Here is a 22,068-nt window from a genome sequence, read left to right on the forward strand (position 1 = left end):
ATGGGCGGCCTGCTGACGGAGCTGGGCAAACGCCTGGCGGAGCGGTGGATGTCCCTGCTGGTGCTCCCGGGCGCGCTGTTCCTGGCCGCCGCCTTCGCCGCCCGGACGCTCGGCCACGCCCACGCCTTCGACCTGGACCTCCTGGTCGGCGAGGCACAGGCGTGGCGCCCGGCGCCCGGTGCGGGAGCAGGAGCACGGCTCGCGGTGCTCCTGCTGGTCGTGGCGCTGCTGGCCGCCGCCGTGGGCCTCGTGGCCCAGACGCTCGGCTCACTCGTGGAGCGCCTGTGGTTCGCGGCCGACTGGGGCTCCTGGCCCCGGCCGCTACGTGCCCTCGCGCGGTGGCGGGTGGCCAGGCGCCGGCAGCGGCGCGCCGGTGCCGTGGCCGCGTACGGGCGGGAGCGGCGGCGTTTCGGTGAGCTGCTGGCCTCCGGCACGCCCGGCGGCGGGACGGACCTGGGGCCCGCCCGGCTCGCCGTGGCCCGCGTCTCGCCCGAGGAGCCCCATCGGCCCACCTGGTCCGGTGACCGGATGCACGCGGTCACCCTGCGCCTCGCCCGCGACCTGGACCTGGACCTGGCCACGGTGTGGCCCGCCTTGTGGCAGCTCCTCCCGGACGCCCCGCGCCAGCAGATCGAAACGGCCCGCGAAGCCCTCGACCGGGCCACCACCCTGGTGGCCTGGGCGGTCCTGTACGCGGTCCTCGCGGTCTGGTGGTGGCCCGCACTACCGCTGGCCGTCGCCACGTACGTCACCGCCCGGCTCCGTATTCGCAGCGGTGTGGACGCCTACGCGGCCCTCATCGAGGCGTCGGTCCACGTGTACGTCGCCGAACTGGCCGAGCGCCTGCACGTGCCTGCCCAGGGGGTCGTCGGCAGGCGCACGGGCTGGGAGGTCACCTGCCTGCTGCAGGGCAAGCGTCACCTCATCGACCTGACGGCCCACGAACCCCAGTAGTCAGCGCCAGCCAGGCGGCGGGGGAGACGGTGGACCGCCCTGCCCGTACGAGGTGTCCTCCGGACGACTGGATTTGCTTCGTGGATGTCGTCGCGGATCTCCCAGCGGATCCGCAGACGGCGGAACCAGTGCAGGTGGGCGAAGGCTCGCTCGACCACCCAGCGTTGAGTGCCGAGTCCGGAGCCGTGTTCGGTGCCGCGTCGTGCGACCAGTGGCTTCATGCCGAGCGCGCGGACGAGGCGGCGGTACTTGTCGTGGTCGTAGCCGCGGTCGCCGAGCACGATGTCGGGGCGGCGCCGGGGCCGCCGCGCTTGCCTCGAACGGACGGCACTGCCTGAAGCAGCGGGATGAGCTGGGTGACGTCGTTGCGGTTGCCGCCGGTCAGGGTGACGGCGAGCGGGATGCCGGTGGCGTCGTGATCAGATGGTGCTTGCTGCCCGTCCTGCCCCGGTCGACAGGGCTTCGTCCCGTCTTGGACCCCCTGTTAACGCCCGGATGTGGGAGCCGTCGACCGCCGCCCGGGAGAAGTCCAGGGCGTTCGCGCTGCGGAGTTTGACCAAGAGCGCTACGTGGAGCTGGGGCCAGACGCCGGCCTCCGTCCACTCGGCCAGGCGCCGCCAGCACGTCATGCCCGAACCGAAGCCGAGCTCCTGCGGCAGGTGTTCCCAGGCGATCCCGGTATGCAGTACGAACAGGATGCCCTGGAACACCAACCGGTCCGGATGACGCTTGCGTCCCGGATGCCGGCCCGCCGCTCGACCTTCGGCAGCAGCGGCTCGATCACCGCCCACAACTCGTCATCTACCTGCCACGGCTTCGGCCGAGCCACCTCATACCCCCGGATCAACGCCCCCCGAGTGATCCAACCACCCCGAAGATCATTTCGTTAGGAGTTCTTTGGGCTGTGGCCGAACAAGTCCTAGCCGATGAGGGTCGTCTTCGGGCGGACCACGCAGAACTCGTTCCCCTCCGGATCGGCCAGCACGGTCCATGACTCCTCGCCGCTCTGCCCGACGTCCACTCGGCGGGCGCCGAGTGCGAGGATGCGCTCGATCTCGGCCTCCCGGTCCTCGGCCGCGGAGGTCAGATCGAGGTGGAGTCGGTTCTTGACGACCTTGTGGTCCGTCACCGGCATGAAGCAGATGCCCACCGGGGCCGTCTCGTCCGGCCCGATCACGACCTCCCGCTCCCGTTCGGACAGGATCCGCCAGCCCAGCACGTCGGCCCAGAACCGGGCCAGGGAGGGGAGGTCGTGAGCGTCGATGACGAGGTGATGCAGTGAGAGAGGCATGTTCGCCACTGTGCCCCGGTTCTGCCCGGTCAGAACCTGGCGGGCGGCTTCGCGCGACCCCGCGGGATGAATGCGGGAGTCGGCTGCCGTGCGGCTCCTTGGCGTCCTCGCTCGGCCGGGAGGGTTGAGCGACTACTGCTGGTCGGCCCGGAAGTAGTGGCCCTTGTCCAGGTCCTCGATCAGGCCCGGCTGCGTCGGTCGCCACCCCAGCAGATCGCGGGTCGGCCCGCTGGAGGCCGGGCTGTCGATGGCCAGGAAGCCCCCCAGCCAGGTGAAGTGCTCGGCGGCGTCGTCGGCTGAGACGGAGCGGGTGGGCAGGTCGAGGTGGCGGCCGATGACCTCGGCGATCGTGCGGATCGGCACACCCTGCTCGGCGGTCGCGTGCAGGACCGATCCGGCCGGCGCGCCCTCCAGGGCGAGCCGGAAGAGGCGCGCGACATCGTCACGGTGCGCGGCGGGCCAGCGCTGCGAGCCGTCGCCCACGTACCCGGAGACGCCCTTGTCGCGGGCGATGCCGATCAGAGCCGCCATGAACCCGTGGTCGCCGTCACCGTGCACGGTCGGGGGAAGCCGTACAACGGACGAACGGATGGTCCGGTCGGCGAGGGCGAGGGTCAACTGGGCGGTGCCCATCCGGGTTCGCGGGCCGCCCGTCAGATGCGCGGGCAGCGCGTCGGACGACCGTCCGTCCTCTTCGGTGCTCACACGGCCCGGGGCCAGTCCGAGCAGCCCGGAGGCGAGTACGAACGGCCGGCCGGAACCCGCGAGCGCTTCACCGAACGTCTCGACGGCGCGGCGATCCGCGTCGGCGGCGTTCTGGAAGCCTCCCGCGAAGGCGATGTCGTGCTTGAAGGCGAGGTGGACCACCCCGTCCGACGCCTCGGCGGCGTCGCGCAGGACGTCGACGTCGTCGAGGGTGCCGTGCACCACGTCGGCCCCGGCCTTCGTGAGAGCGGCGGCCGAGGTGTCCGAGCGGGCGAGCCCGACGACCTGGTGACCCGCGCCGATCAGTTCGGGTACGAGTGCGGAGCCGATCCATCCGGATGCCCCGGTGACGAAAACGCGCATGAGGATGCCTTCAATTTTGAGTGATCGCCCTAGTACACGGAATGCGCGCCGGGCGACCGAGCGATGTCAGTCACTGTCATCAGACCGTAGCATCGATGTCAGTGACTGTCATCGAGTACGATGCCGGGCATGGGTCGATGGGAGCCGAACGCGCGTGGCCGCCTGGAACGGGCGGCGTTGGAGCTCTACGTCGAGCGCGGCTTCGAGCGCACCTCGGTCGCGGAGATCGCCGAACGGGCAGGGCTGACGGAGCGGACGTTCTTCCGGCACTACGCGGACAAGCGCGAAGTGCTGTTCGCGGGTTCGAGCGCGCTGCAGGAGGTCCTCGTGGGCGCCGTCGCCCGCGCTCCCGGGCCCGCCACCCCGATGGAGGCCGTGGCGGCGGCCCTCGCGGCTGCCGCAGGTGTGCTGCAGGAACGGCAGGAGCACGCTCGTAGGCGGCAGGCCGTGATCGACGCCAACGCCGAACTGCAGGAACGCGAACTGATCAAACTCGCCTCGCTGGCCGCGGCGCTCGCTGACGCGTTGCGGCAGCGCGGTGTCGACGACGCCTCCGCGAGCCTTGCCGCGGAAGTGGGCATCGCGATTTTCAAGATCGCGTTCCGGCGCTGGGTCGAGCGGACCGAGGACAAGGACCTGTCGCGGTTCATCGAAGAGTCGTTGGCGGGACTCAAGGCAGTTACCGCGGGCGCTTGAGGCTCGACCCTCCGGCGGCCCGAGCCCGGCCCTCGTCCAGGCCATCTGCCGTGCACCTCAAACGACTTACTTGGAAGGAGGATCGATGAGCGTCGGTGGACAGCGGCAGGAGCCGGGTCACGATCTTGGCCTTTGGCCCCTGGCACGTCTTCAGGCGTTCGCCATGGCGACTCGTGGTCGGCAGCTCGAGGCAGTACGCGTGGTCGCGCAGGGACATGCCTACCGATCCGATCAGCCCGAGGAGGCTCGTCGGCAGTGGGCCAAGCTGTCACTGCTGGCGAACCGGCGTATGCAGAGTGACAGCGGGGGAGGTGAACCACGTGGGATCCACCAGGACTTCATGCTCCGGATGTGGGTCATCGACCAGCTCGGCCCGGACAGGGCCGACCCCGAATGGAACCCCGAGACGTTGGCGTCGGAGACGCTCGCCGCACTCGATCTCCCGCCCTCGCAAGCCCGTGCGCTCGCCGACGGCTGGCGTGACCTGGCCATCGAGCAGATCCGCGAGCTGCGGCGGCACAAGAACCTGACGGCCCATCTGGACTGGCTCGTCACCTACATGGAGCCGAGCCCGGCACGGGATCAACTTCTCGTCTGGGTGCGGCTCCGCCGACTCTTGCCCTGACTCGCCGACTCCTGTTCTGACCCGCCGACTCCCGCCCTGACTCGCCGCCGACCGGTCGGCGGCCGCGGTCAGCTTGCGGGGCTGAGTCGTGTCCTACCGCTGAGGATCTTCGCGCGAGGGGGCGCACGGCGGTTCGTCGAACAGGCACACAGGGGGTTGTCGCCCTGTCATGCTGGGCATCCCGGCGCAACGAGAGGGCTCCATGTCCACGAACCCCGACATAGCCGTGTTCGTCGAGCGGCGGTGGTTCGCCGCCAACGAACTCCTGGCGTTCGTGCTGGAGGTCGCCGCTCTGGCCTGTCTGGGCTGGTGGGGCTTCACCGTTGGCCATGGCCTGGGGCTGCACGTCCTGCTCGGTGTGGGGACGCCCTTGTCGGCGGCGGTGCTCTGGGGATTGTTCGCGGCACCGAAGGCGCGGTTGCGGCCGCGGCTGCCCCTCGTACTCGTCGTCAAGGCCGTGGTCCTGGGTGGCGGTGCGGCGGCCGTGTACGGAGTCGGGCACCCCGTGGCTGCCGTCGTCATGGCGATCGTCCTGGTCGTGAACACGGCGGTCGCCGAGACTCTTCGCCGTACCACGCCCGGTTGGCCCACGGGGCGAACGGGGCCGGACGACTCACCTACCCCGCCGACCGCACCGGCCTCACCGGAGTCCTGAGAACTCAGAGAGCCACGCCGACCGCATCGAATTTCCCGGGCGGACGCTTCAGTCGGGGCGCTTCACGCCTGGAACTCGGTGAGATCGATGGCGTGGATGCTCAGCGGGAAGCCGTACACCGGATGTGTCATCTCGCTCTCCGACTTCATGCCGAGCTTGCGGATGATGTTCTCCGAGGCGTCGTCGCCCATCCGGCTGATGCTGATGACACGATCGAGGCCGCGATCCTGGAGTGCGAACTCCAGCGTGGCGTGGGCGGCTTCGGACGCGTAGCCCTGGCCCCAGAACTGTGAGCCGAACCGCCAACTGATCGCCACGGCGGGCAGGACCTCAGGCAGGTACTCGGGCACGGACAGTCCCGCGAAGCCGGCCATCTCGCCCGAGGCCAGCAGTTCGACGGCGAAGAGGCCGAAGCCCTCCTCGTCCCATTCCTCTTCCCACTGCTCGATGGCCTCGGCCGTCTCGTCCAGGTCGCGGACCGAGCCGTCGTCGATCCAGCGCATGACCTGGGAGTCCGCGTTGATGTCCGCCATGGGGGCGAGGTCGTCGTCGTTCCAGCGGCGGAGCAGGAGGCGGGGGGTGCGGATCTCGGTCATGGCATCCATCCTGCCCTACGCAGGAAGCGCCGGTACGCCGGCCCGGGGGGGGCGACGCGTTGCTGACGTGCTGCTTCGGAGCGTGGCCGAGGGAGGAGGCGGAGGGGGAGGAGGCACAGGGGGAGACGGACGGAAGAGACGGACGGAAGAGAGGGAAGGCCGACCTCGAGACATGCTAGTGGTCGTCTCACTGTCCGGCAGTGCCGTCCCGCTGGTCCCTGCGCACCGTCTCGGCGACATCGCGCATGGCCAGCAGGAAACGCCGCACCGTGGCCAGGTCCTTCTCGTCGAAGGTACGCATCGAGGCGACCATCTCGTTGATCAGCGGCCCGAAGAACGACCAGCCCAGGGTGACGGCCCTGTCCGTGACGGTGAGCAGGACCCGCCGGCGGTCGTGTGTGTCCCGATCCCGGCGGACGAGTTCCATACGTTCCAGCCGGTCGATCAGCGCGGTGGTCGACGCCGAATTCACCCCCAGCTGCGCACCGAGCCACCCAGGTGTGGCGGGCGTGTCCGCCCGTCCGGCGTCCAGGAGGTGGATCAGCGCACGCACATCGGTCGGATGCAGCCCATGAACGCCGGCGAACTCGGCGGCGAAGAGCTCCAGTTCGACAGTGACACCTCGTAGCAGATGGACCAGTTGAAGGTCCGGGTCTCGATCGTCCATGCTGTCCCTCCCGGTGATATTGTCTCGTTTATCGAGACTATCGGTGGTCGAGTAATCATAAGGCGGCGATCATGGGTGGCGAGGCGGCATTCTTCTCGGCGTACGACACCGTTCTGCGGCATTGGCCCGTGGAGGTCGACACAGTCGATGTGCCGTCTCCGTACGGCAGTACCCGGGTCCACATCAGCGGCCCGAAGGACGGCGCGCCGCTCGTGCTGCTGCCCGGCGGCGGAACCACCTCGGTCGGGTGGTTCGCCAACATCGGCTCCCTGGCCACCACCCATCGGGTGTACGCCCCCGACCTGATGGGCGACATCGGCCGCAGCGTGCACGACGGGGCGCCCCTGCGCGGAGCCGACGACCTCATGACCTGGCTCGACACGTTCTTCGACGAGCTCCGTCTCGACGGTGCGCACCTGGGCGGCCACTCCTACGGCGCCTGGATCGCCCTGAACTACGCGCTCCACGCACCCCACCGCCTCCGCCGCCTCGCTCTGCTGGACCCCACCAACTGCTTCGCCGGCATGAGCCCGGTGTACCTCCTGCGCGCCCTGCCGATGCTGATCGCACCCAGCGCCGAACGCGTGGAGGCGTTCCACCGGTGGGAGACGGGCCGTACCCCCGAGAACCCCGCCTGGCAGGCGTTCCTGGGAAGCACCGCCACCGCCCGCCGGCCGAAGGTCGTCGCCATGCGACGCCCGAGGCCGGAGGATCTGAAGGCCTGCGCCGTTCGGGCCCTGGTGCTCCTCGCCGGGCGCAGCCGCGTCCACAACGTCCGGCGGGTGGCCGCCCAGGCCCGCCGACTCATGCCCGAGGCGAGCGTCGTCCTCCTTCCGAACGCCTCCCACCACTCCCTGCCCACGGAACAACCGGACGAACTCAACGGTTTGCTGACGCAGTTCCTGGCCTGAGCGGTTCAGTCGCCTCCCGGCGGTCGTGCACCGGGTGTCCAGCCGTCGCCCGGCCGCCGGCCAGGGCCGTGCGCATCTCCCTCCAGGCCGCGCCGGGCCAAAGTTTTGGACCTGCCCACCGGGGCAACCGGCCGTCATGGAGACGAATGACGGCACGGACGAAGCGATCGAGACCCAGGGGGACGAGCATCACGTCGTCCTCAGCGCCGACACCAACGGCGACGGAAAGACGGACGTCTGGATGACCGACACCACGGGTGACGGCAAGGCCGATCTCTACCAGTTCGACACCACCGGCGACGGGGAGATCGACGTGACGATGGTCGAACGAGCCGACGAGCCCGGAGTCGACCGGGTCGTGGTCGAAGGCGACGGCGGCCACCCGATGGAGACTTGAGCCTGCGTCAGGGACGCGCCGAGCCCGGGGACCCGCAGACCTGGTCGAACGCCACACGGCCGGCGTGCTGACGAGCCCGACAGCGGCTCTTGAATCGGCCCTGGAATCCGAGGCCTCGCCCACTCGCACACGGCTCAGGAAGCCTCGTATGCTCCGGCGGTTCATGCTGGTCGGCCGCTTGAAGGGCGCCAGGGAAGTCGGCCTCCTGGGTACCCGCCCGCCGCTCCTGCTCCCTGGCCTGCGAGAGTGTTCCCGTGCTGCTGGATCCTGAGAACACTCTGTTCGTCCGTGGTGCCACGCCCGTGCTCCTGCTGGCTGGCGCGCCTGTCCACGATGCCCTGCCGCTCTTGGCCGTGCCCGACGGGTCGGTGCCCCGGTGTGAGGGGTGGAGCATCGTCCCCCGCCTCACTCTGTGTGTCGTGGACGGGCCCGAGGACCACGGACTCGTCGTCCCCGCTCTCGCCGCGCCGGTGATCGGCGGGACCGACGATGGTGCCGAGTCCAACGACATGGCCGACTGGTGCGCGGATGCCGAGCAGGCCGGCGGAGCAGTCGTTCTGTCTTTGGAGCAACTGCCCGAGGTGCTCGACTGGTCTGCCCTGCTGTCCTCGGGCACGGCCCGCGGCGGCTTCATGCTTGCGCTGGCCTGACCGCAGTTGACTGGGTCTGCGGTGGTTGTCGCGCACTTGGAGACTCAGAAGGTGATCGCGACCAGCAGCGTTTTCTCCATCACCGGACCGAGCTGATCGCGCATGATCGCCGCGACCGGTGAGCCGCTGGCGGAAATCCGGGGATGTCGTGAAGCCCGTGAACTCACGCGCGGTCTCCAGGAACTCACTTCCGCCGAAGTGGACTACAAGCTCAGCTGGTAGTCCAGGACCGGTGCGCTCGACGCCGTCGCAGGGGGCGGTTCCGCGGGGAAGTCCGGTCCCTGCAGCGCTCCCGTCGGTCCGCCCGCCGTCAGGTGATCTGGCCGGCCGCCCACTCGGCCCACTCGCGGCGCATGGCGTTGAACCGCAGGCCGTACTCCAGGGCGATCCGGCCGTAGACCGAAAGATTGCCGTCATCCCAGTCGACGGACTCCTCCAGCCGACGCAGACTCTGGTACCCCTGATCGGACAGCTCGATGAGCTCGGCGAGGTAGCCGTGTGCCTGCTCGGGCGTCAGCACCCCGAGAAAGAACACCCTCAGGAGAATGTCGCTGCGGGTGTTCCGCTGCGGCTTCGTCTCGGTCAGCCAGTGCCGTAGTTCGGCCAGCCCTTCGTCGGTGAGGGCGTACTCCTTGCGGCCTCGCGGACCCTCGGCTGCCACCTTGATCAGCCCTGTGCCCGCCAGCTTGGTCAGCTCGGTGTAGATCTGACTCTGGGTCGCAGGCCAGGCGGTGGCCAGCGACGTCTCGAACAGTTTCAGCAGGTCGTAGCCGCTGGCGGGGCGCTCGGAGAGGAGCCCGAGCAGCGCGTGTCGAAGGCTCATGTCACCCAGTCTACATTCCACTCTTGACATGTCACTACTGGACCTTCTACTTTCGACATGTCAGATCAGAAATACTGAAGCAGTGGAGATCTCATGTCCTACCTGCGCACCTTCCTCCCGTGGATCGTCTTCGCCGTGCTGCCCTCGGGTAACTGGCAGTGGGCGGCGGTGGCCGCCCTGGTGGTCGCGGTGGCCGTGATCGTCCAGCAGATACGGTCCGGCGTCGGACCGGACGCGCTGATCATCGAGATCGGCTCCGCGGTCTTCTTCGCCGTGCTGGCCGTCATCGCCTTCGCCAACCCCGACTCGGGCGTGCACGACTACTCGGCGGCGCTGTCGGCGGGCACGCTGGCAGTCATCGCCGGGGTCTCGCTGGCCATCGGCAAGCCGTTCACGTCGGGCATCGCCAAACGCACCACCCCGCGCGAGGTCTGGGGGCTCAAGCCGTTCATCCGGACCAACGTCATCATCACTGCCGTCTGGACCGCGGCCTTCGCCCTGACCGCTGTCGTGCTCGCCTTCGTGGCGCATGCCGGAAACGCCCACTCGACCCCCGCCACGCTCATCCAGGTCGCCGGCTTCGCCGTCCCGATGATCTTCACCGTCCGCTACGTCGCCCACGTCCAGGCCAAGGCCGGTACCCGATGACCTCCCCGCAACAGGCCCGGCCCCACTTGGCGGGCAACTACGCTCCGGTCGGCGAAGAACTCACCGCGTACGACCTGCCAGTGACCGGGCGGATCCCGGCCGAGCTGGCCGGCTGGTACCTCCGCAACGGGCCGAACCCGGCCGACGCCGCCTCCGGACACTGGTTCTTCGGCGACGGCATGATCCACGGCGTCCGGCTGGAGGGCGGCCGGGCCGTCTCGTACCGCAACCGCTGGGTGCGCACCCGCAGTTTCACCGACGGGGCCCGCACCTACGACGACCAGGGCCGCCGCGACCTCACCGTGGGCCCTGCCAACACCCACGTCATCCGGCACGCGGGCCGGACCCTCGCCCTGGTCGAGACGGCCCTGCCCTACGAGCTCACCCGCGACCTGGACACGGTCGGCGCATACGACTTCGGCGGGAAGCTGGGCACCGCGATGACGGCGCACCCGAAGGTGTGCCCGGTCACCGGGGAGCTGCACCTCTTCGGCTACGGAATGCTGGAGACCCCGTATCTCACCTACCACCGGGCGGATGCCTCGGGCGAGCTGGTGATCACCAGGCCGGTCGAGGTGCCCGGGCCGACGATGATGCACGACTTCAACCTCACCGCGGAGCACGTCGTCTTCATGGACCTGCCCGTCGTCTTCGACCTGGACCTGGCCATGGCCGGGACCATGCCCTACCACTGGGACGACGGCTACGGTGCGCGGCTGGGGGTGCTCCGCCGCAACGACCCGTACGGCGAGGTGCGCTGGTTCGGCATCGACCCGTGCTACGTCTTCCACCCGCTCAACGCCTACGACGCGCCGGACGGCACCATCGTGCTGCACGTCATGCGCTACCCGGAGCTGTGGCGGCGCACCGGCGACGTCATCGACCGCAGGCAGGAGGCCGTGCTCTGGAAGTGGACGATCGACCCGGCCACCGGGACGGTCCGCGAGGAGCAGTGCGACGACCGTCCCGGCGAGTTCCCCCGGGTCGACGACCGGCTGACCGGGCTGGAGGCCACATACGGGCACGTGACCTGCGGCAGCTCACTGGTCCGATACGAGCTGGGCAGTGGCGCGGCGACGGCGCACGACTTCGGGCCCCGCCGCACGCCCGGCGAGGCCGCCTTCGCCCCGGCCGGCGACGCGGCGGGCGGCCCTGGCTGGCTCATGACGTACGTCTACGACGCCGGCACCGACCGCAGCGACCTGGTCATCCTGGACGCGGGCGACCTCGCCGCCGACCCGGTCGCAACCGTTCACCTGCCGGCCCGCGTGCCGTACGGCTTCCACGGCAACTGGCTTGCGGATTGAGCAACCAAGCCCGGATGGCCGCTGCGACAGCCGACATCGCGACACCGCGCGAGCGCCGGTCGCGACGCTGGTGCCGCCCTCGCGCGTCTCCCGGATCGATCGTGGTTTACCGCTCTTCAGGGCACACGGAGGGGATGGCGCGAGGTACCCGAGATCTTCTGCGCCGGTTCCGGTTGTCCGTGCTGTGTGGCGGTGCGGTGCCGGCGCACGCGGCGTGCAGTTTGCCCGAGGTCCTGGAATCGAGTCGCTCCGCGGGTGTGGTGGATGCGTTTTGTCCGCCGGTGTTCATGCGAGCCGGACGGTGAGGAGTACCGCCGCGTCGGTCTCGGCGGTCAGGCTGTGCCGTTGGTCGGGAATGGCGACGATGTCACCCTGGCCGAGGGGCCACGTGCGGTCGGTGGTGTTGAGTGTCACCCGACCGGTCAGGCAGGTGAGGGTGGCGGCGCCCGGGGCCTCGTGTTCGGCGAGTTCGGAACCCGACGCGAGCGCGATCACGGTGACGCGAAGTCCCGGAAGGGCGACGACGGTTCGTGCCGCCCTCCCGGAGTTCCCGGCGGTCGCGGACCTGGCATCGGCGAGCAACTGTTCTCCCATGGCCGGCAGATTGGTGACCTCACCGGCGGCCAGATGTGTCTCGGGAGACCGGGCAGGACCGTTGTGGTGGGTGCTCATCAGGTGCGTTCCCATCCGCGCCGGGGCGCGCGGGAGCCCAACTGCGCATCCCGGCTGCGATAGACGATGTACGGGCGGGTGAGGTAGCCGAGCGGTGCGGTGAGCATGTGCACCAGCCGGGTGAACGGCCAGATGCCGAACAGCAGCAGGGCGCTGAGCACGTGCAGGCGGAACAGCATCGGCGCACCGGCCATCAGCGCCGGGTCGGGGTACAGGGAGAAGACCGACCGGAACCAGGGCGAGATGGTGGTGCGGTAGTCGTACCCCCCGCCGATGATGTTGCTGACCACGGTGGCGGACAGCCCCAGTGCCAGGGTCACGGTGAGCATGACGTACATGAGCTTGTCGTTACGGGTGGTGGCGCTGAACACCGACCCGACCGTACGCCGCCGGTAGACGAGGATCGCGAGCCCGGCCAGGGTGGCGGCACCGGCGATGGTCCCCAACCCGGTGGCCATGAGGTGGTAGGCGTGCTCGCTGACGCCGATGGCTCCGGTCCAGTCCTTCGGGATCACCAGGCCGCCGATGTGGCCCAGCACCACCGCCAGGACCCCGAAGTGGAACAGTGGGCTGCCGACGCGCAGCAGCCGGCTCTCGTACAGCTGGCTGGACCGGGTGGTCCAACCGAACTTGTCGTAGCGGTAGCGCCAGACATGGCCGACGACGAACAGGGACAGCACGATGTACGGCAGGACGACCCACAGCACGACGTCGAGCGCGTCCGGGTCCGGGATCATGACCGGCCTCCCGTCGGGGCGGGCATGAACTCTGGTGGCGCGAACGGCGCGAGACCGACCTGTTCCTCGGGCGGTCCCTGGGCGGCGAGCTTGGCGACGGCTTCGCGCTCGTCACCGGCCAGTGGGGGCAGGGTCGCCGATACGGAGTCCAGGACGTCCGCCCACGCGGAGCGCGCGTCGCGCAGCGCCAGGCGCAGCAGTTCCAGTCCTGCCCGGTGCTCGGTGAGGAGGCGCCGGCCTGCTTCGGGGTCGCCGGTGGCGGCGAATTCCAGGACGACGCAGAGGTGGTCGGGCAGTTCGTCGTCGGTCAGCCGCAGCCCGGCCGCGGCGTAGGTCTGCTTGAGGCGCAGCAGCGCGGCGCCGCGATTGCGGGTGTCGCCGTGGGCGTAGTAGGTCAGGAAGAGGCAGTTGCGTTTGCGGTGGTCGAAGGTGGCGACGTAGTCCGCCGCCAGTTGCGTGGCGGGCGTCCGGTCGAGGTGCCCGAGGAATCGGCGCAGCGGCTCGGCGACCCGGTCGGGCAGCGTGTCGGTGACGGCCCGTACGAGCCGCGCCTGTTCGAGGAGCCGCTCGTCGGGATAGCCGAGGAGCAGCGACTGGACCTGCCAGGCGGCGGCGTGCCGGGCAGTGTCTTCGCGGGCGGCGGCGTTGCGCTTGCTCGTGGGGGTCATGGACGCGGCTCGCTCTCGGTGTTCGTGTTCGGTGCTTCGCCGTCCCTGTTCCCGTCGCTGTCCTCGTCTCCGGAGGAGCGGGGGAACAGGCCCTGGGGGCGGCCGTTGCCGTCCCAGTTGAGGAGGTTGAGCCGGGTGGATTTGTCGCCGGGGGCCGCCGGGGTGTCCACGGCGTCGGCGGTCTGGCGGTCGCGCAGCAGGTGGAAGTTCTCCACGGCGATCGGGGCCGGAGCGCCGGACGCCTCGCCGAAAGGACCGGAGCCGCCCATGCCGGGGCCGTCCTCGAAGTCGAGGCTGCACTCGGTGGCCAACTCCTCCAGGCCGTGCGCCTGTTCGGCGTGCGCGGGCGGGATGACGTATCTGTCCTCGTACTTGGCCAGCGCCAGGAGCCGGAACATGTCGTACATCTGCTCCTCGGTCATGCCCACCGCGGCGGGGATGGTCGCGTCGGGGTCGCGGCCGAGGTTGATGTCGCGCATGTAGCTGCGCATGGCGGCCAGTCGGCGCAGCACGGCGTCGACGGGGGCGGGGGCGCCGGCGGTGAACAGCTGGGCGAGGTAGTCCACGGGGATGCGCAGGGCGTCGATCGCGGCGAACAGGTTGCCGCGGTCCTCGGCGTCGTAGCCGGTGTCGCGGATCACGTCCACGACCGGGGACAGCGGCGGGATGTACCAGACCATGGGCAGCGTGCGGTACTCCGGGTGCAGCGGCAGGGCGAGCTTGTACGTGTTGATCAGGGCGTGGACCGGGGAGCGCCGGGCGGCCTCGATCCAGTCCCGTGAGATGCCCGACCGTTCCGCGTCGGCGGCCACCTGCGGGTCGTCGGGGTCGAGGAAGACCTTCCGCTGTGCCTCGTACAGGTCGGTGGCGTCGGGGGTGGAGGCGGCTTCGAGGACCTGGTCGGGGTCGTAGAGGACCAGGCCGATGTAGCGGAGCCGACCGACGCAGGTCTCGGCGCAGACGGTGGGCTGGCCGACCTCGATGCGCGGGAAGCAGAAGGTGCACTTCTCGGCCTTGCCGGTGCGGTGGTTGAAGTAGATCTTCTTGTACGGGCAGCCGGACACGCACATCCGCCAGCCCCGGCAGCGGTCCTGGTCGACCAGCACGATGCCGTCCTCCGAGCGCTTGTAGATCGCGCCGGAGGGGCAGGAGGCGACGCAGGACGGGTTGAGGCAGTGCTCGCAGATCCGCGGCAGGTAGAACATGAAGGTCTGCTCGAACTCGAACTTGACCTTCTCGGCGATGCCGGCGAGCAGCACGTCCTTGTCGCCGTGGTCGGCGGAGCCGCCGAGGTTGTCGTCCCAGTTCGCCGACCAGGTGATCTTCATGTCCTTGCCGGTGATCAGGGACTTGGGGCGGGCGACGGGGGTGTGTTCCTGGAGCGGCGCGTTGGTCAGCGTCTCGTAGTCGTACGTCCAGGGCTGGTAGTAGTCGTCGAGCGAGGGCAGCGTGGGGTTGGAGAAGATGTTGATCAGCTTCTTGAACCGGCCGCCGCCCTTCAGCTTCAGGTTGCCGCGTTTGTTGAGGTCCCAGCCGCCGCGCCACTTCTCCTGGTCCTCGTAGCGGCGCGGATAGCCCTGGCCGGGGCGGGTCTCGACGTTGTTGAACCACACGTACTCCACGCCGGGGCGGTTGGTCCATGCCTGTTTGCAGGTGACCGAGCAGGTGTGGCAGCCGATGCACTTGTCGAGGTTCATCACCATCGCCATCTGCGCCATGACCCGGCGGCGGGGCGCCGCACTTGAGGCCATCAGTACGTCACCTCCTGGTCGGTACGGCGGCGGATGACGGTGACCTCGTCGCGCTGGTTGCCGGTCGGGCCGAGGTAGTTGAAGGCGTACGTCAACTGGGCGTAGCCGCCGATGAGGTGGCTGGGTTTGACCAGCAGCCGGGTCAGCGAGTTGTGGACGCCGCCGCGCCGGCCGTTGGTCTCGGTGCGGGGGACGTCGATGAGCCGGTCCTGGGCGTGGTGCATGTAGACGGTGCCTTCCGGCATGCGGTGGGAGACGACAGCGCGGGCGGCGACGACGCCGTTGCGGTTCACCGCCTCGATCCAGTCGTTGTCGTGCACGCCGATCTTCGCCGCGTCCTCCTTGCTCATCCAGACGGTCGGGCCGCCGCGGGAGAGCGAGAGCATGAACAGGTTGTCCTGGTACTCGGAGTGGATGGACCACTTGTTGTGCGGGGTCAAGTAGCGCACGGTGATGCCGAGTTCGCCTTGATCGCCCACCTCGGGCTCGTCGAAGAGGGCGTGCATGCTGAGCGGCGGCCGGTAGACGGGCATCCACTCGCCGAGTTCGGCGATCCAGTCGTGGTCGATGAAGAAGTGCTGACGGCCCGTCAGGGTGTGCCAGGGCTTGAGCCGTTCGACGTTGATGGTGAACGGCGAGTAGCGGCGCCCGCCCGACTCCGTCCCCGACCACTCCGGCGACGTGATGACCGGGACCGGGCCCGCCTGGGTGTCGGCGAAGGTGACCCGCTTTCCCTCGGCCTCGGCGGCCAGGTCGGCCAACTTGACGCCGGTACGGGCCTCCAGGGTGCGGAAGCCCTGGGTGGCCAGGTGTCCGTTGGTGGTTCCCGACAGAGTCAGGATCGCCTCGCAGACCTGCACGTCCCGGGCGATCGAGGGGCGGCCGTCCGCGGGACCGCCGCGCACGGTGCCGTTCTTGTGCCGCAGGTACTCCAGTTCCTGTCGTACGTCGAAGGTGACGCCCTTGGTGGTGGCGCCCAGGGTGTCCAGGAGCGGGCCGAGGGCGGTCATGCGGTCGGCGACGCCTGGGTAGTCGCGCTCGATCGTCACCAGCCTGGGCATGGTCCGGCCGGGGACCGGCTCGCACTCGCCTGCCTTCCAGTCCCGGACACGCCCGTGCGGGGTGGCCATCGCGTCGGGGGTGTCGTGCAGCAGCGGCGCCGCCACCACGTCCTTCAGGGTGTCCAGCCGCCCCTCCGCGAGACGGCTGAACGCCGCCGCGACGGTGTTGAAGGCGTCCCAGTCGGTGCGGGTCTGCCACGGCGGTGGGATGGCCGGGTTGAAGGAGTTCACGAACGGGTGCATGTCCGTGGTGTTCAGGTCGTGCTTCTCGTACCAGGTCGCGGCCGGCAGCACGATGTCGGAGTAGACGGTGGTACTGGTCATCCGGAAGTCCAGGGTGAGCAGCAGGTCGAGCTTGCCCACCGGCGCCTCGTCGCGCCACACCACATCGCGCGGGCGGGCGCCGGGCGGCGCTTCGGTGGCGCGTACGGCGGAGTCGGTGCCGAGCAGGTGCTTGAGGAAGTACTCGTTGCCCTTGGCGGAGGAGCCGAGCAGGTTCGCCCGCCAAATGGTCAGCACCCGGGGGAAGTTCTCCGGTGCGTCCGGGTCCTCACCGGCGAACCGCAGCCTGCCTGCCTTTAGTTCGTCCACGACGTATTCCGAAACCTCCTGGCCGGCGGCTTCCGCGTCCGTCGCGAGGGTGAGCGGGTTGCGGTCGAACGTCGGGTAGGAGGGCATCCAGCCCATCCGGGCCGAGGCCGCGATGACATCCGCGGTGCTCTTCCCGGCGAACGTGCCGCCCGCGCCCGCGGCGGCGAGGGTGTCGGCGCTGAAGGGGTCGTAGCGGAACTGGTCGGTGTGCAGGTACCAGTACGCGGTCTGGATCATCTGCCGGGCGGGCCGGTGCCAGTCGGCGGCCGTCGCGATCGCCGAGTAGCCGGTGATCGGGCGGACCTTCTCCTGCCCCACGTAGTGGGCCCAGCCGCCGCCGTTGACGCCCTGGCAGCCTGTCAGCGTCGTCAGGGTGAGGAAGGAGCGGTAGATGGTGTCGGAGTGGAACCAGTGGTTGGTCCCCGCCCCCATGATGATCATCGAACGGCCCTTGGACTCCTCCGCGTTCGTGGCGAACTCGCGCGCTATGCGGGCCGCCGTCTCACCGGCCACGCCGGTGATGGCCGCCTGCCAGGCCGGGGTGTAGGGCTGGTCAGGGTCGTCGTAGCCGGTCGGCCAGATCCCCGGCAGCCCGTCCCGGGCGACGCCGTACTGGGCGAGGAGCAGGTCGAACACCGTGGTCACCAACTGCCCGGCGACCCGGCGTACGGGGACACCTCGCCGCAACTGTCCGGCGGTCCCGTCCGGGGTGTCGAACCGGGTCAGCTCCACTGTTACGGCGTCCTCACCGCCGTCGGCGGCGGTCAGAAGCGGGTCGGTGTCGTCGAGGTCGAGGTTCCACTTCCCGGCTCCGGACTCGCCGTAGCGGTGGCCGAGCGAACCGTTCGGGACGACCGGCTCGCCGGTGGCGGCGTCCAGCAGGACGGTCCTGAACTCCGCGTTCTCCGCCTCGGCCGCCGTGCCGCCCAAGTCGGCCGCGGTCAGGAACTTCCCCGGGGCGTACCTCACGTCCGCCCCGGTGCCGCGTTCTTCGAGGGTGACGAGGAAGGGCAGGTCGGTGTACCGCTTGACGTAGTCGGTGAAGTAGCCGACCTGGCGGTCGACGAAGAACTCCTTGAGGATCACGTGCCCCATCGACATCGCCAGCGCCCCGTCGGTGCCCGGCGCGGCGGGCAGCCACTCGTCGGCGAACTTCACGTTGTCGGCGTAGTCCGGGGCGACCGCGATCACCTTCTGCCCCCGGTAGCGGGCCTCCGCCATCCAGTGCGCGTCCGGGGTGCGGGTCACCGGCAGGTTCGAGCCCCACATGATCAGATAGCCGGCGTCCCACCAGTCGCCGGACTCGGGTACGTCCGTCTGGTCCCCGAAGACTTGCGGGGAGGCGACCGGCAGGTCGGCGTACCAGTCGTAGAACGACAGCATCACCCCGCCGAGCAGCGAGTAGAAGCGGGCGCCTGCGGCATGGGAGACCATCGACATCGCCGGTATCGGCGAGAACCCGGCCAGCCGGTCAGGACCGTATTCCTTGATGGTGTGCACATGGGCGGCGGCGATCATCTCGCTCGCCTCGTCCCAACTCGCCCGCACCAGGCCGCCCTTGCCGCGCGCCGACTTGTAGCGCCGGGACCGCTCCGGGTCGGAGACGACGTCCGCCCACGCCAGCACCGGGTCACCGAGCCGGGCCCTGGCCTCCCGGTACATCTCCAGGAGCACCCCGCGTACATAGGGGTAGCGGACGCGGGTGGGTGAGTAGGTGTACCAGGAGAACGCGGCGCCGCGCGGGCAGCCGCGCGGCTCGTACTCCGGGCTGTCCGGGCCGACGGTGGGGTAGTCGGTCTGCTGGGACTCCCAGGTGATGATCCCGTCCTTGACGTACACCTTCCACGAACACGAGCCGGTGCAGTTCACCCCGTGCGTGGAGCGCACCACCTTGTCGTGGCTCCACCGGTCCCGGTAGAAGTCGTCGGCCTTCCGGCCGCCGATCTTGTACAGGGTGCGGTGGTCGGCCGAGACCTCGGCCCGGGTGAAGAACCGGCGGGTGCTCACCAGCGCGTCCGCCAACTCTCCGTCCAGACCGGCTGGTTGTCGTGCCTGCGGGTCGGTTCCTGGGGTTCCTGGGCTCATGATGCCGCCTTCCCGGGCGTCAGCGGCCCGTCCTGCTGTGATCCGGCGTGCTGCTTGTCGACACCGGCTTCCGGGGAGAACTCCGTCGTGGCGAATCCCGTTGTGGCGAAATCCGCGCACAACGTTCCGACGCGGGTGCGGACCGCGTCCATTGCCTCCCAGTCCTCGGTGCTCAGCCCGGCCAGGGCGGCGGGGAACACGCCGTCCTGTTCCTTGAGGATGTGGTTGCGCAGCAGGTCCAGGGCGTCCAGGAGCCGCAGGGGCCAGGCGGGGTCGGCCGGGACGCCCACGGCGGCCTCGTCGAGTACGGCCTCGATGTGCCGGTGTTCGGCCCGAAGCGCCGCGATGCCGTCGGGAAACTCCTCCGCCAGGGGCGGGAAGAGACCCAGCTCCTCCACTGCCGTGTGCGGCACGAGAACGGCGGATACGCGGCGCGCGATCCACGCCATCCGGGGGATGTCCGCGTCGCAGTGCGCGGTGTGGACGTGCCCGATGAGATTGACGACCAGGTCGTGTTCGCGGGTCAGTTCGGCGATCTCGGGTAGTGCCTGGCAGCCGCAGTACTCACACATGGTGACTCGTCTCACGCCGGGTTGACAGCCGTCGGGGTGCGGTGGGTGCCGCGGGTGACGGCCTTGCGGACAGTGGTCGCGGTGAATGCCAGGGCGGTGGCGGCGATCAGGGCGAGCAGGGCCAGCCCGAGCGCGTAGGTGCCGTAGGCGCCGTAGAGGGAACCCATCAGCAGTGGTGGGACGAAGCCGCCCAGCCCACCGGCCGCGCCCACGACGCCGGTGACGGCGCCGACTTTGCCGGCCGGGGCGAGCAGGGCGACGAGGGCGAAGGTGGCACCGCTGCCCGCGCCGAGCGCGGCGGCGATCGTCAGGAAGGTGATGGTGCCCAGCGGGGCCAGCGGCGGGGCGAAGGACTGAACGGCCGCACTCAGCGTGACCACGCCGAGCGCCATGGCCAGCACGCGGGTGGGGCCCAGTCGGTCGGACAACCAGCCGCCGACCGGCCGCATCATCACCGCCAGCAGGACGAACCCGGCCATCCGGTTGGCCGCGTCGGCCTGTGCCAGGCCGTACCCGGACTTGAGGTAGGTGGGCAGATAGACGGAGAAGGCGACGTATCCGCCGAACGCGACCGCGTACAGCGCGGATGCCTGCCAGGTGACACCGAGCCTGACGGTGGCGGCGAGCCGGCCCGTCATGGTCCCGGGCGGTACGGTCCTGCCTGGAGCGTCGCGCAGCAGGACCGCAGCCACCAGCGCATAGCCGGCCAGTACGATCGCGGTCGCCACGAACGGGGTGGCCAGACCGTGCGACTTGACCAGATTCACCGTGGTCAGGGCGCTGATGGCGGTGCCGCCCATCCCGGCGCCGAAGACACCGATCGCGAGTCCCCTGCGCTCGGGCGGAAACCAGGCACTGACGAAGGGCACACCCACCGCGAACGCGGTGCCGCCGACACCGAGAAAGAACCCGCCCACCAGCAGCTGGTCCAGGGAAGAGTGTCCGGCCAGCCCCAGATACAGGACGGGGACGATGGTTGCCGCGGAGACCAGCGGGAACATCACCCGGCCGCCGAACCGGTCCGTCAGCACACCGACCGGTATGCGGCCCAGCGAGCCCACCACCACGGGCACGGCGACCAGCAACGCCTGCTGGAACGCGCTCAGTTGCAGGCTGTCCTTGAACCGCGGGCCGAGCGGGCTGAGCAGTGCCCAGGCCCAGAAGTTCACCGCGAACCCGACCGTGGCAAGCGCCAGCATCAGCCGCCGCCGGCCGACCGACGGTGGAGCCTGCGCGTTCGTGGCGGGGTCGGAGGACGGGGGCGAACCGGTGGTTTCCTGCGTTTCACCCGCTCGGCCGTGCGTCGGGGACTTGCCTGTCGGGGGTTCCGGCTTCGGGGGGCGGGGCATCGTAGGCATGGTCTTCTCGGCTCCTCATAAGTGCCCGCAGACAGTCGCGTCGCCTGTCTCGTGGCCGTGGTGCCCGGACCAGGTCGTCCCCGCCAGGATCGCCGGGGGCCGGTTCCCGCGGCAGGGGCCGTTGGTCCTCATCTCCCGCGCCGGGTGGGGTACATGTGCCGGGGAGAGGCGGAGAAACAAGTACCGGCGCCTGCTGTGGCAGCGCGGCATCCGCCCGGTCATCGCCGAACGCGGCGTCGAGCACGGCTCCGGCCTGGGCACTTTCCCTTGGGTGGTAGAGCGCACCTCTCCTGGCTCCACGGTTTTCGCCGCTTACGCATCCGCTGGGAACGACGACGACATCCACGAAGCTTTCCTCGGCCTCGCCACCTGCCTCATCACCCACCGACACGTCCAACGCCTTTGTCAGGACCTCTAGAGCGACTGCCGGTCATGGTCGGTTGCTGTGGTTGCTGTACTCCGCTGCTGTACAGCAACCACCCCCGCTCGCTTACAAAGCCGGTAGTCAGAGACGGATTCGCTGGCGTAGCTGAGCAGCGGCCGTCGCCAGGGACGTTGGGGCTGGTGCTCCTGCCGAGGGGGCTGGCGTCCGGGATCACCAAACCTCGCCCTGTTGAATCCTGCTGCTGCCGTGATCTGAAGATCGCGTCTACTCGAGTGAGGGCCTCGTTTGCCGGATTTAATGCCTAATTGTCGCGGTACTCATGGACAGGTCTGACCACCAAGGAGGAAGCGATGACGACGACCGAGTTCGACCCCAACAGGCGGAGCTTTGCGGACTGCGTGGAGGCCGTTCGAGAGGCCGTGCAAAAAGTGGGACTACGCACAGAAGGCAGAATCGTCACGTCCCGAGATCCGAAGATGGATGAGGCCGTGCGGGCCCTTTCTATCGACAACGTCCCACCAGGGTTCCAGAAGTGGCAGCTCCCCGTTTGGCTGGACAAGCCTTCCCATCTGTTCATCACTGTGGCTGAGCCCGGCGCAAAAACACCTATGCATTCACACGACGACGGCGATGGTATCCGGTTCGTCGTCAGTGGCTCGATCACCTACGAAGGGCAAGAACTGACGGCGGGGGACTGGATGTTCATCCCCGCCGGTGTCCAGTACTCCTTCGAGACCGGTCGCTTCGGGGCCGTCATGTGTTACTGCTACCCCTGCTGCTGCAGGTGAGCGGACAGCGTCACGCGGGCTCTCACTTGCGGTGACCTCAGATGCCGAAGAAGTGAAGGGTCGGGTCTCTGACCTGTGCCCCTGCAATCGGCGCCGGATTGGATAAGGATCG

General features: G+C 69.5%; 22 protein-coding genes and 2 pseudogenes. 11 read left to right on the forward strand and 13 right to left on the reverse strand.

Annotation, left to right across the window (positions count from 1 at the left end; genetic code table 11):
- Positions 1–954: a hypothetical protein gene (locus ABZX90_RS30295; protein WP_351127674.1), complete on the forward strand. Its 954-nt coding sequence runs from the start codon at positions 1–3 to the stop codon at positions 952–954.
- On the opposite strand, the pseudogene ABZX90_RS30300 reads toward ABZX90_RS30295, so the two are convergent.
- The 3 genes and pseudogenes from ABZX90_RS30300 to ABZX90_RS30310 all read right to left on the reverse strand — a co-directional run bounded on the left by ABZX90_RS30300 (position 918) and on the right by ABZX90_RS30310 (position 3,313).
- Positions 918–1,783: pseudogene (locus tag ABZX90_RS30300) on the reverse strand (IS5 family transposase). The gene ABZX90_RS30295 and the pseudogene ABZX90_RS30300 sit on opposite strands and share 37 nt — an antisense overlap.
- Before the next feature lie 90 nt (positions 1,784–1,873).
- Entirely contained in the window at positions 1,874–2,245 is a 372-nt protein-coding gene (locus ABZX90_RS30305; RefSeq protein ID WP_355210039.1) for a VOC family protein, read from the reverse strand.
- A gap of 132 nt (positions 2,246–2,377) precedes the next feature.
- Positions 2,378–3,313 carry an SDR family oxidoreductase gene (locus ABZX90_RS30310; RefSeq protein ID WP_355210042.1) on the reverse strand — a complete coding sequence of 312 codons (936 nt, stop codon included), beginning with the start codon at positions 3,311–3,313 and terminating at the stop codon, positions 2,378–2,380.
- A gap of 129 nt (positions 3,314–3,442) precedes the next feature.
- Here ABZX90_RS30310 and ABZX90_RS30315 point away from each other — a divergent pair, with 129 nt between their 5' ends.
- The 3 genes from ABZX90_RS30315 to ABZX90_RS30325 all read left to right on the forward strand — a co-directional run bounded on the left by ABZX90_RS30315 (position 3,443) and on the right by ABZX90_RS30325 (position 5,289).
- On the forward strand, positions 3,443–4,009 hold the full coding sequence (locus tag ABZX90_RS30315) for a TetR family transcriptional regulator (protein WP_355210045.1): 567 nt from the start codon (positions 3,443–3,445) through the stop codon (positions 4,007–4,009).
- Positions 4,010–4,172: 163 nt separating this feature from the next.
- Positions 4,173–4,634, forward strand: a complete 462-nt coding sequence (locus tag ABZX90_RS30320; protein WP_351127666.1) for a hypothetical protein — start codon at positions 4,173–4,175, stop codon at positions 4,632–4,634.
- 202 nt (positions 4,635–4,836) lie between these two features.
- Entirely contained in the window at positions 4,837–5,289 is a 453-nt protein-coding gene (locus ABZX90_RS30325) for a YrdB family protein (protein ID WP_355210048.1), read from the forward strand.
- A gap of 62 nt (positions 5,290–5,351) precedes the next feature.
- Here the strand turns inward: ABZX90_RS30325 and ABZX90_RS30330 are convergent, their stop codons facing one another.
- Entirely contained in the window at positions 5,352–5,885 is a 534-nt protein-coding gene (locus tag ABZX90_RS30330; protein ID WP_355210051.1) for a GNAT family N-acetyltransferase, read from the reverse strand.
- Between the two features lie 187 nt (positions 5,886–6,072).
- On the reverse strand, positions 6,073–6,552 hold the full coding sequence (locus ABZX90_RS30335; protein WP_355210054.1) for a helix-turn-helix domain-containing protein: 480 nt from the start codon (positions 6,550–6,552) through the stop codon (positions 6,073–6,075).
- Positions 6,553–6,623: 71 nt separating this feature from the next.
- Between ABZX90_RS30335 and ABZX90_RS30340 the strand changes: the two genes are divergently transcribed.
- The 3 genes from ABZX90_RS30340 to ABZX90_RS30350 all read left to right on the forward strand — a co-directional run bounded on the left by ABZX90_RS30340 (position 6,624) and on the right by ABZX90_RS30350 (position 8,510).
- The gene (locus tag ABZX90_RS30340) at positions 6,624–7,463 is read left to right on the forward strand and encodes an alpha/beta hydrolase (RefSeq protein ID WP_355210057.1); all 840 of its coding nucleotides are present in this window, start codon (positions 6,624–6,626) and stop codon (positions 7,461–7,463) included.
- A 136-nt stretch (positions 7,464–7,599) separates the two neighbouring features.
- The gene (locus ABZX90_RS30345) at positions 7,600–7,860 is read left to right on the forward strand and encodes a hypothetical protein (protein ID WP_351127656.1); all 261 of its coding nucleotides are present in this window, start codon (positions 7,600–7,602) and stop codon (positions 7,858–7,860) included.
- A 419-nt stretch (positions 7,861–8,279) separates the two neighbouring features.
- Positions 8,280–8,510, forward strand: a complete 231-nt coding sequence (locus tag ABZX90_RS30350; protein ID WP_351127654.1) for a hypothetical protein — start codon at positions 8,280–8,282, stop codon at positions 8,508–8,510.
- Between the two features lie 310 nt (positions 8,511–8,820).
- Here the strand turns inward: ABZX90_RS30350 and ABZX90_RS30355 are convergent, their stop codons facing one another.
- Positions 8,821–9,333 carry a PadR family transcriptional regulator gene (locus ABZX90_RS30355; protein ID WP_355210061.1) on the reverse strand — a complete coding sequence of 171 codons (513 nt, stop codon included), beginning with the start codon at positions 9,331–9,333 and terminating at the stop codon, positions 8,821–8,823.
- A gap of 93 nt (positions 9,334–9,426) precedes the next feature.
- Here ABZX90_RS30355 and ABZX90_RS30360 point away from each other — a divergent pair, with 93 nt between their 5' ends.
- Complete coding sequence (locus tag ABZX90_RS30360) at positions 9,427–9,981, forward strand: hypothetical protein (protein WP_355210064.1); 555 nt, start codon at positions 9,427–9,429, stop codon at positions 9,979–9,981.
- Positions 9,978–11,288 carry a carotenoid oxygenase family protein gene (locus ABZX90_RS30365; protein ID WP_355210067.1) on the forward strand — a complete coding sequence of 437 codons (1,311 nt, stop codon included), beginning with the start codon at positions 9,978–9,980 and terminating at the stop codon, positions 11,286–11,288. Before ABZX90_RS30360 ends, ABZX90_RS30365 begins: the two co-directional genes overlap by 4 nt.
- Before the next feature lie 285 nt (positions 11,289–11,573).
- Here ABZX90_RS30365 and ABZX90_RS30370 read toward each other — a convergent pair whose 3' ends face one another.
- The 7 genes from ABZX90_RS30370 to ABZX90_RS30400 are packed head-to-tail and all read right to left on the reverse strand — an operon-like array spanning position 11,574 to position 20,624.
- Positions 11,574–11,960, reverse strand: a complete 387-nt coding sequence (locus ABZX90_RS30370; RefSeq protein ID WP_355210070.1) for a cupin domain-containing protein — start codon at positions 11,958–11,960, stop codon at positions 11,574–11,576.
- Entirely contained in the window at positions 11,960–12,697 is a 738-nt protein-coding gene (gene narI / locus ABZX90_RS30375; RefSeq protein WP_355210073.1) for a respiratory nitrate reductase subunit gamma, read from the reverse strand. The genes ABZX90_RS30370 and narI overlap by 1 nt, the downstream gene beginning before the upstream one ends.
- Positions 12,694–13,365, reverse strand: coding sequence for a nitrate reductase molybdenum cofactor assembly chaperone (gene narJ, locus ABZX90_RS30380; protein WP_355210076.1), 672 nt, complete (start codon positions 13,363–13,365; stop codon positions 12,694–12,696). The genes narI and narJ overlap by 4 nt, the downstream gene beginning before the upstream one ends.
- Positions 13,362–15,116, reverse strand: coding sequence for a nitrate reductase subunit beta (gene narH, locus ABZX90_RS30385; protein ID WP_355210079.1), 1,755 nt, complete (start codon positions 15,114–15,116; stop codon positions 13,362–13,364). Before narH ends, narJ begins: the two co-directional genes overlap by 4 nt.
- On the reverse strand, positions 15,116–18,853 hold the full coding sequence (locus ABZX90_RS30390) for a nitrate reductase subunit alpha (protein WP_355210082.1): 3,738 nt from the start codon (positions 18,851–18,853) through the stop codon (positions 15,116–15,118). The genes narH and ABZX90_RS30390 overlap by 1 nt, the downstream gene beginning before the upstream one ends.
- Entirely contained in the window at positions 18,850–19,425 is a 576-nt protein-coding gene (locus ABZX90_RS30395; protein WP_351127638.1) for a hemerythrin domain-containing protein, read from the reverse strand. Before ABZX90_RS30395 ends, ABZX90_RS30390 begins: the two co-directional genes overlap by 4 nt.
- Before the next feature lie 11 nt (positions 19,426–19,436).
- Entirely contained in the window at positions 19,437–20,624 is a 1,188-nt protein-coding gene (locus tag ABZX90_RS30400; protein ID WP_355210224.1) for an MFS transporter, read from the reverse strand.
- Positions 20,625–20,880: 256 nt separating this feature from the next.
- Here ABZX90_RS30400 and ABZX90_RS30405 point away from each other — a divergent pair.
- Together ABZX90_RS30405 and ABZX90_RS30410 are read left to right on the forward strand one after the other, a co-directional pair.
- Positions 20,881–21,201, forward strand: a pseudogene (locus tag ABZX90_RS30405) (IS5/IS1182 family transposase); the annotation flags it as partial.
- A gap of 317 nt (positions 21,202–21,518) precedes the next feature.
- Positions 21,519–21,956, forward strand: coding sequence for a cupin domain-containing protein (locus tag ABZX90_RS30410; RefSeq protein WP_351127636.1), 438 nt, complete (start codon positions 21,519–21,521; stop codon positions 21,954–21,956).
- Positions 21,957–22,068: the final 112 nt, after the last annotated feature.

This window comes from Streptomyces sp. NPDC002935, assembly GCF_040611295.1.
Taxonomy (GTDB): domain Bacteria; phylum Actinomycetota; class Actinomycetes; order Streptomycetales; family Streptomycetaceae; genus Streptomyces.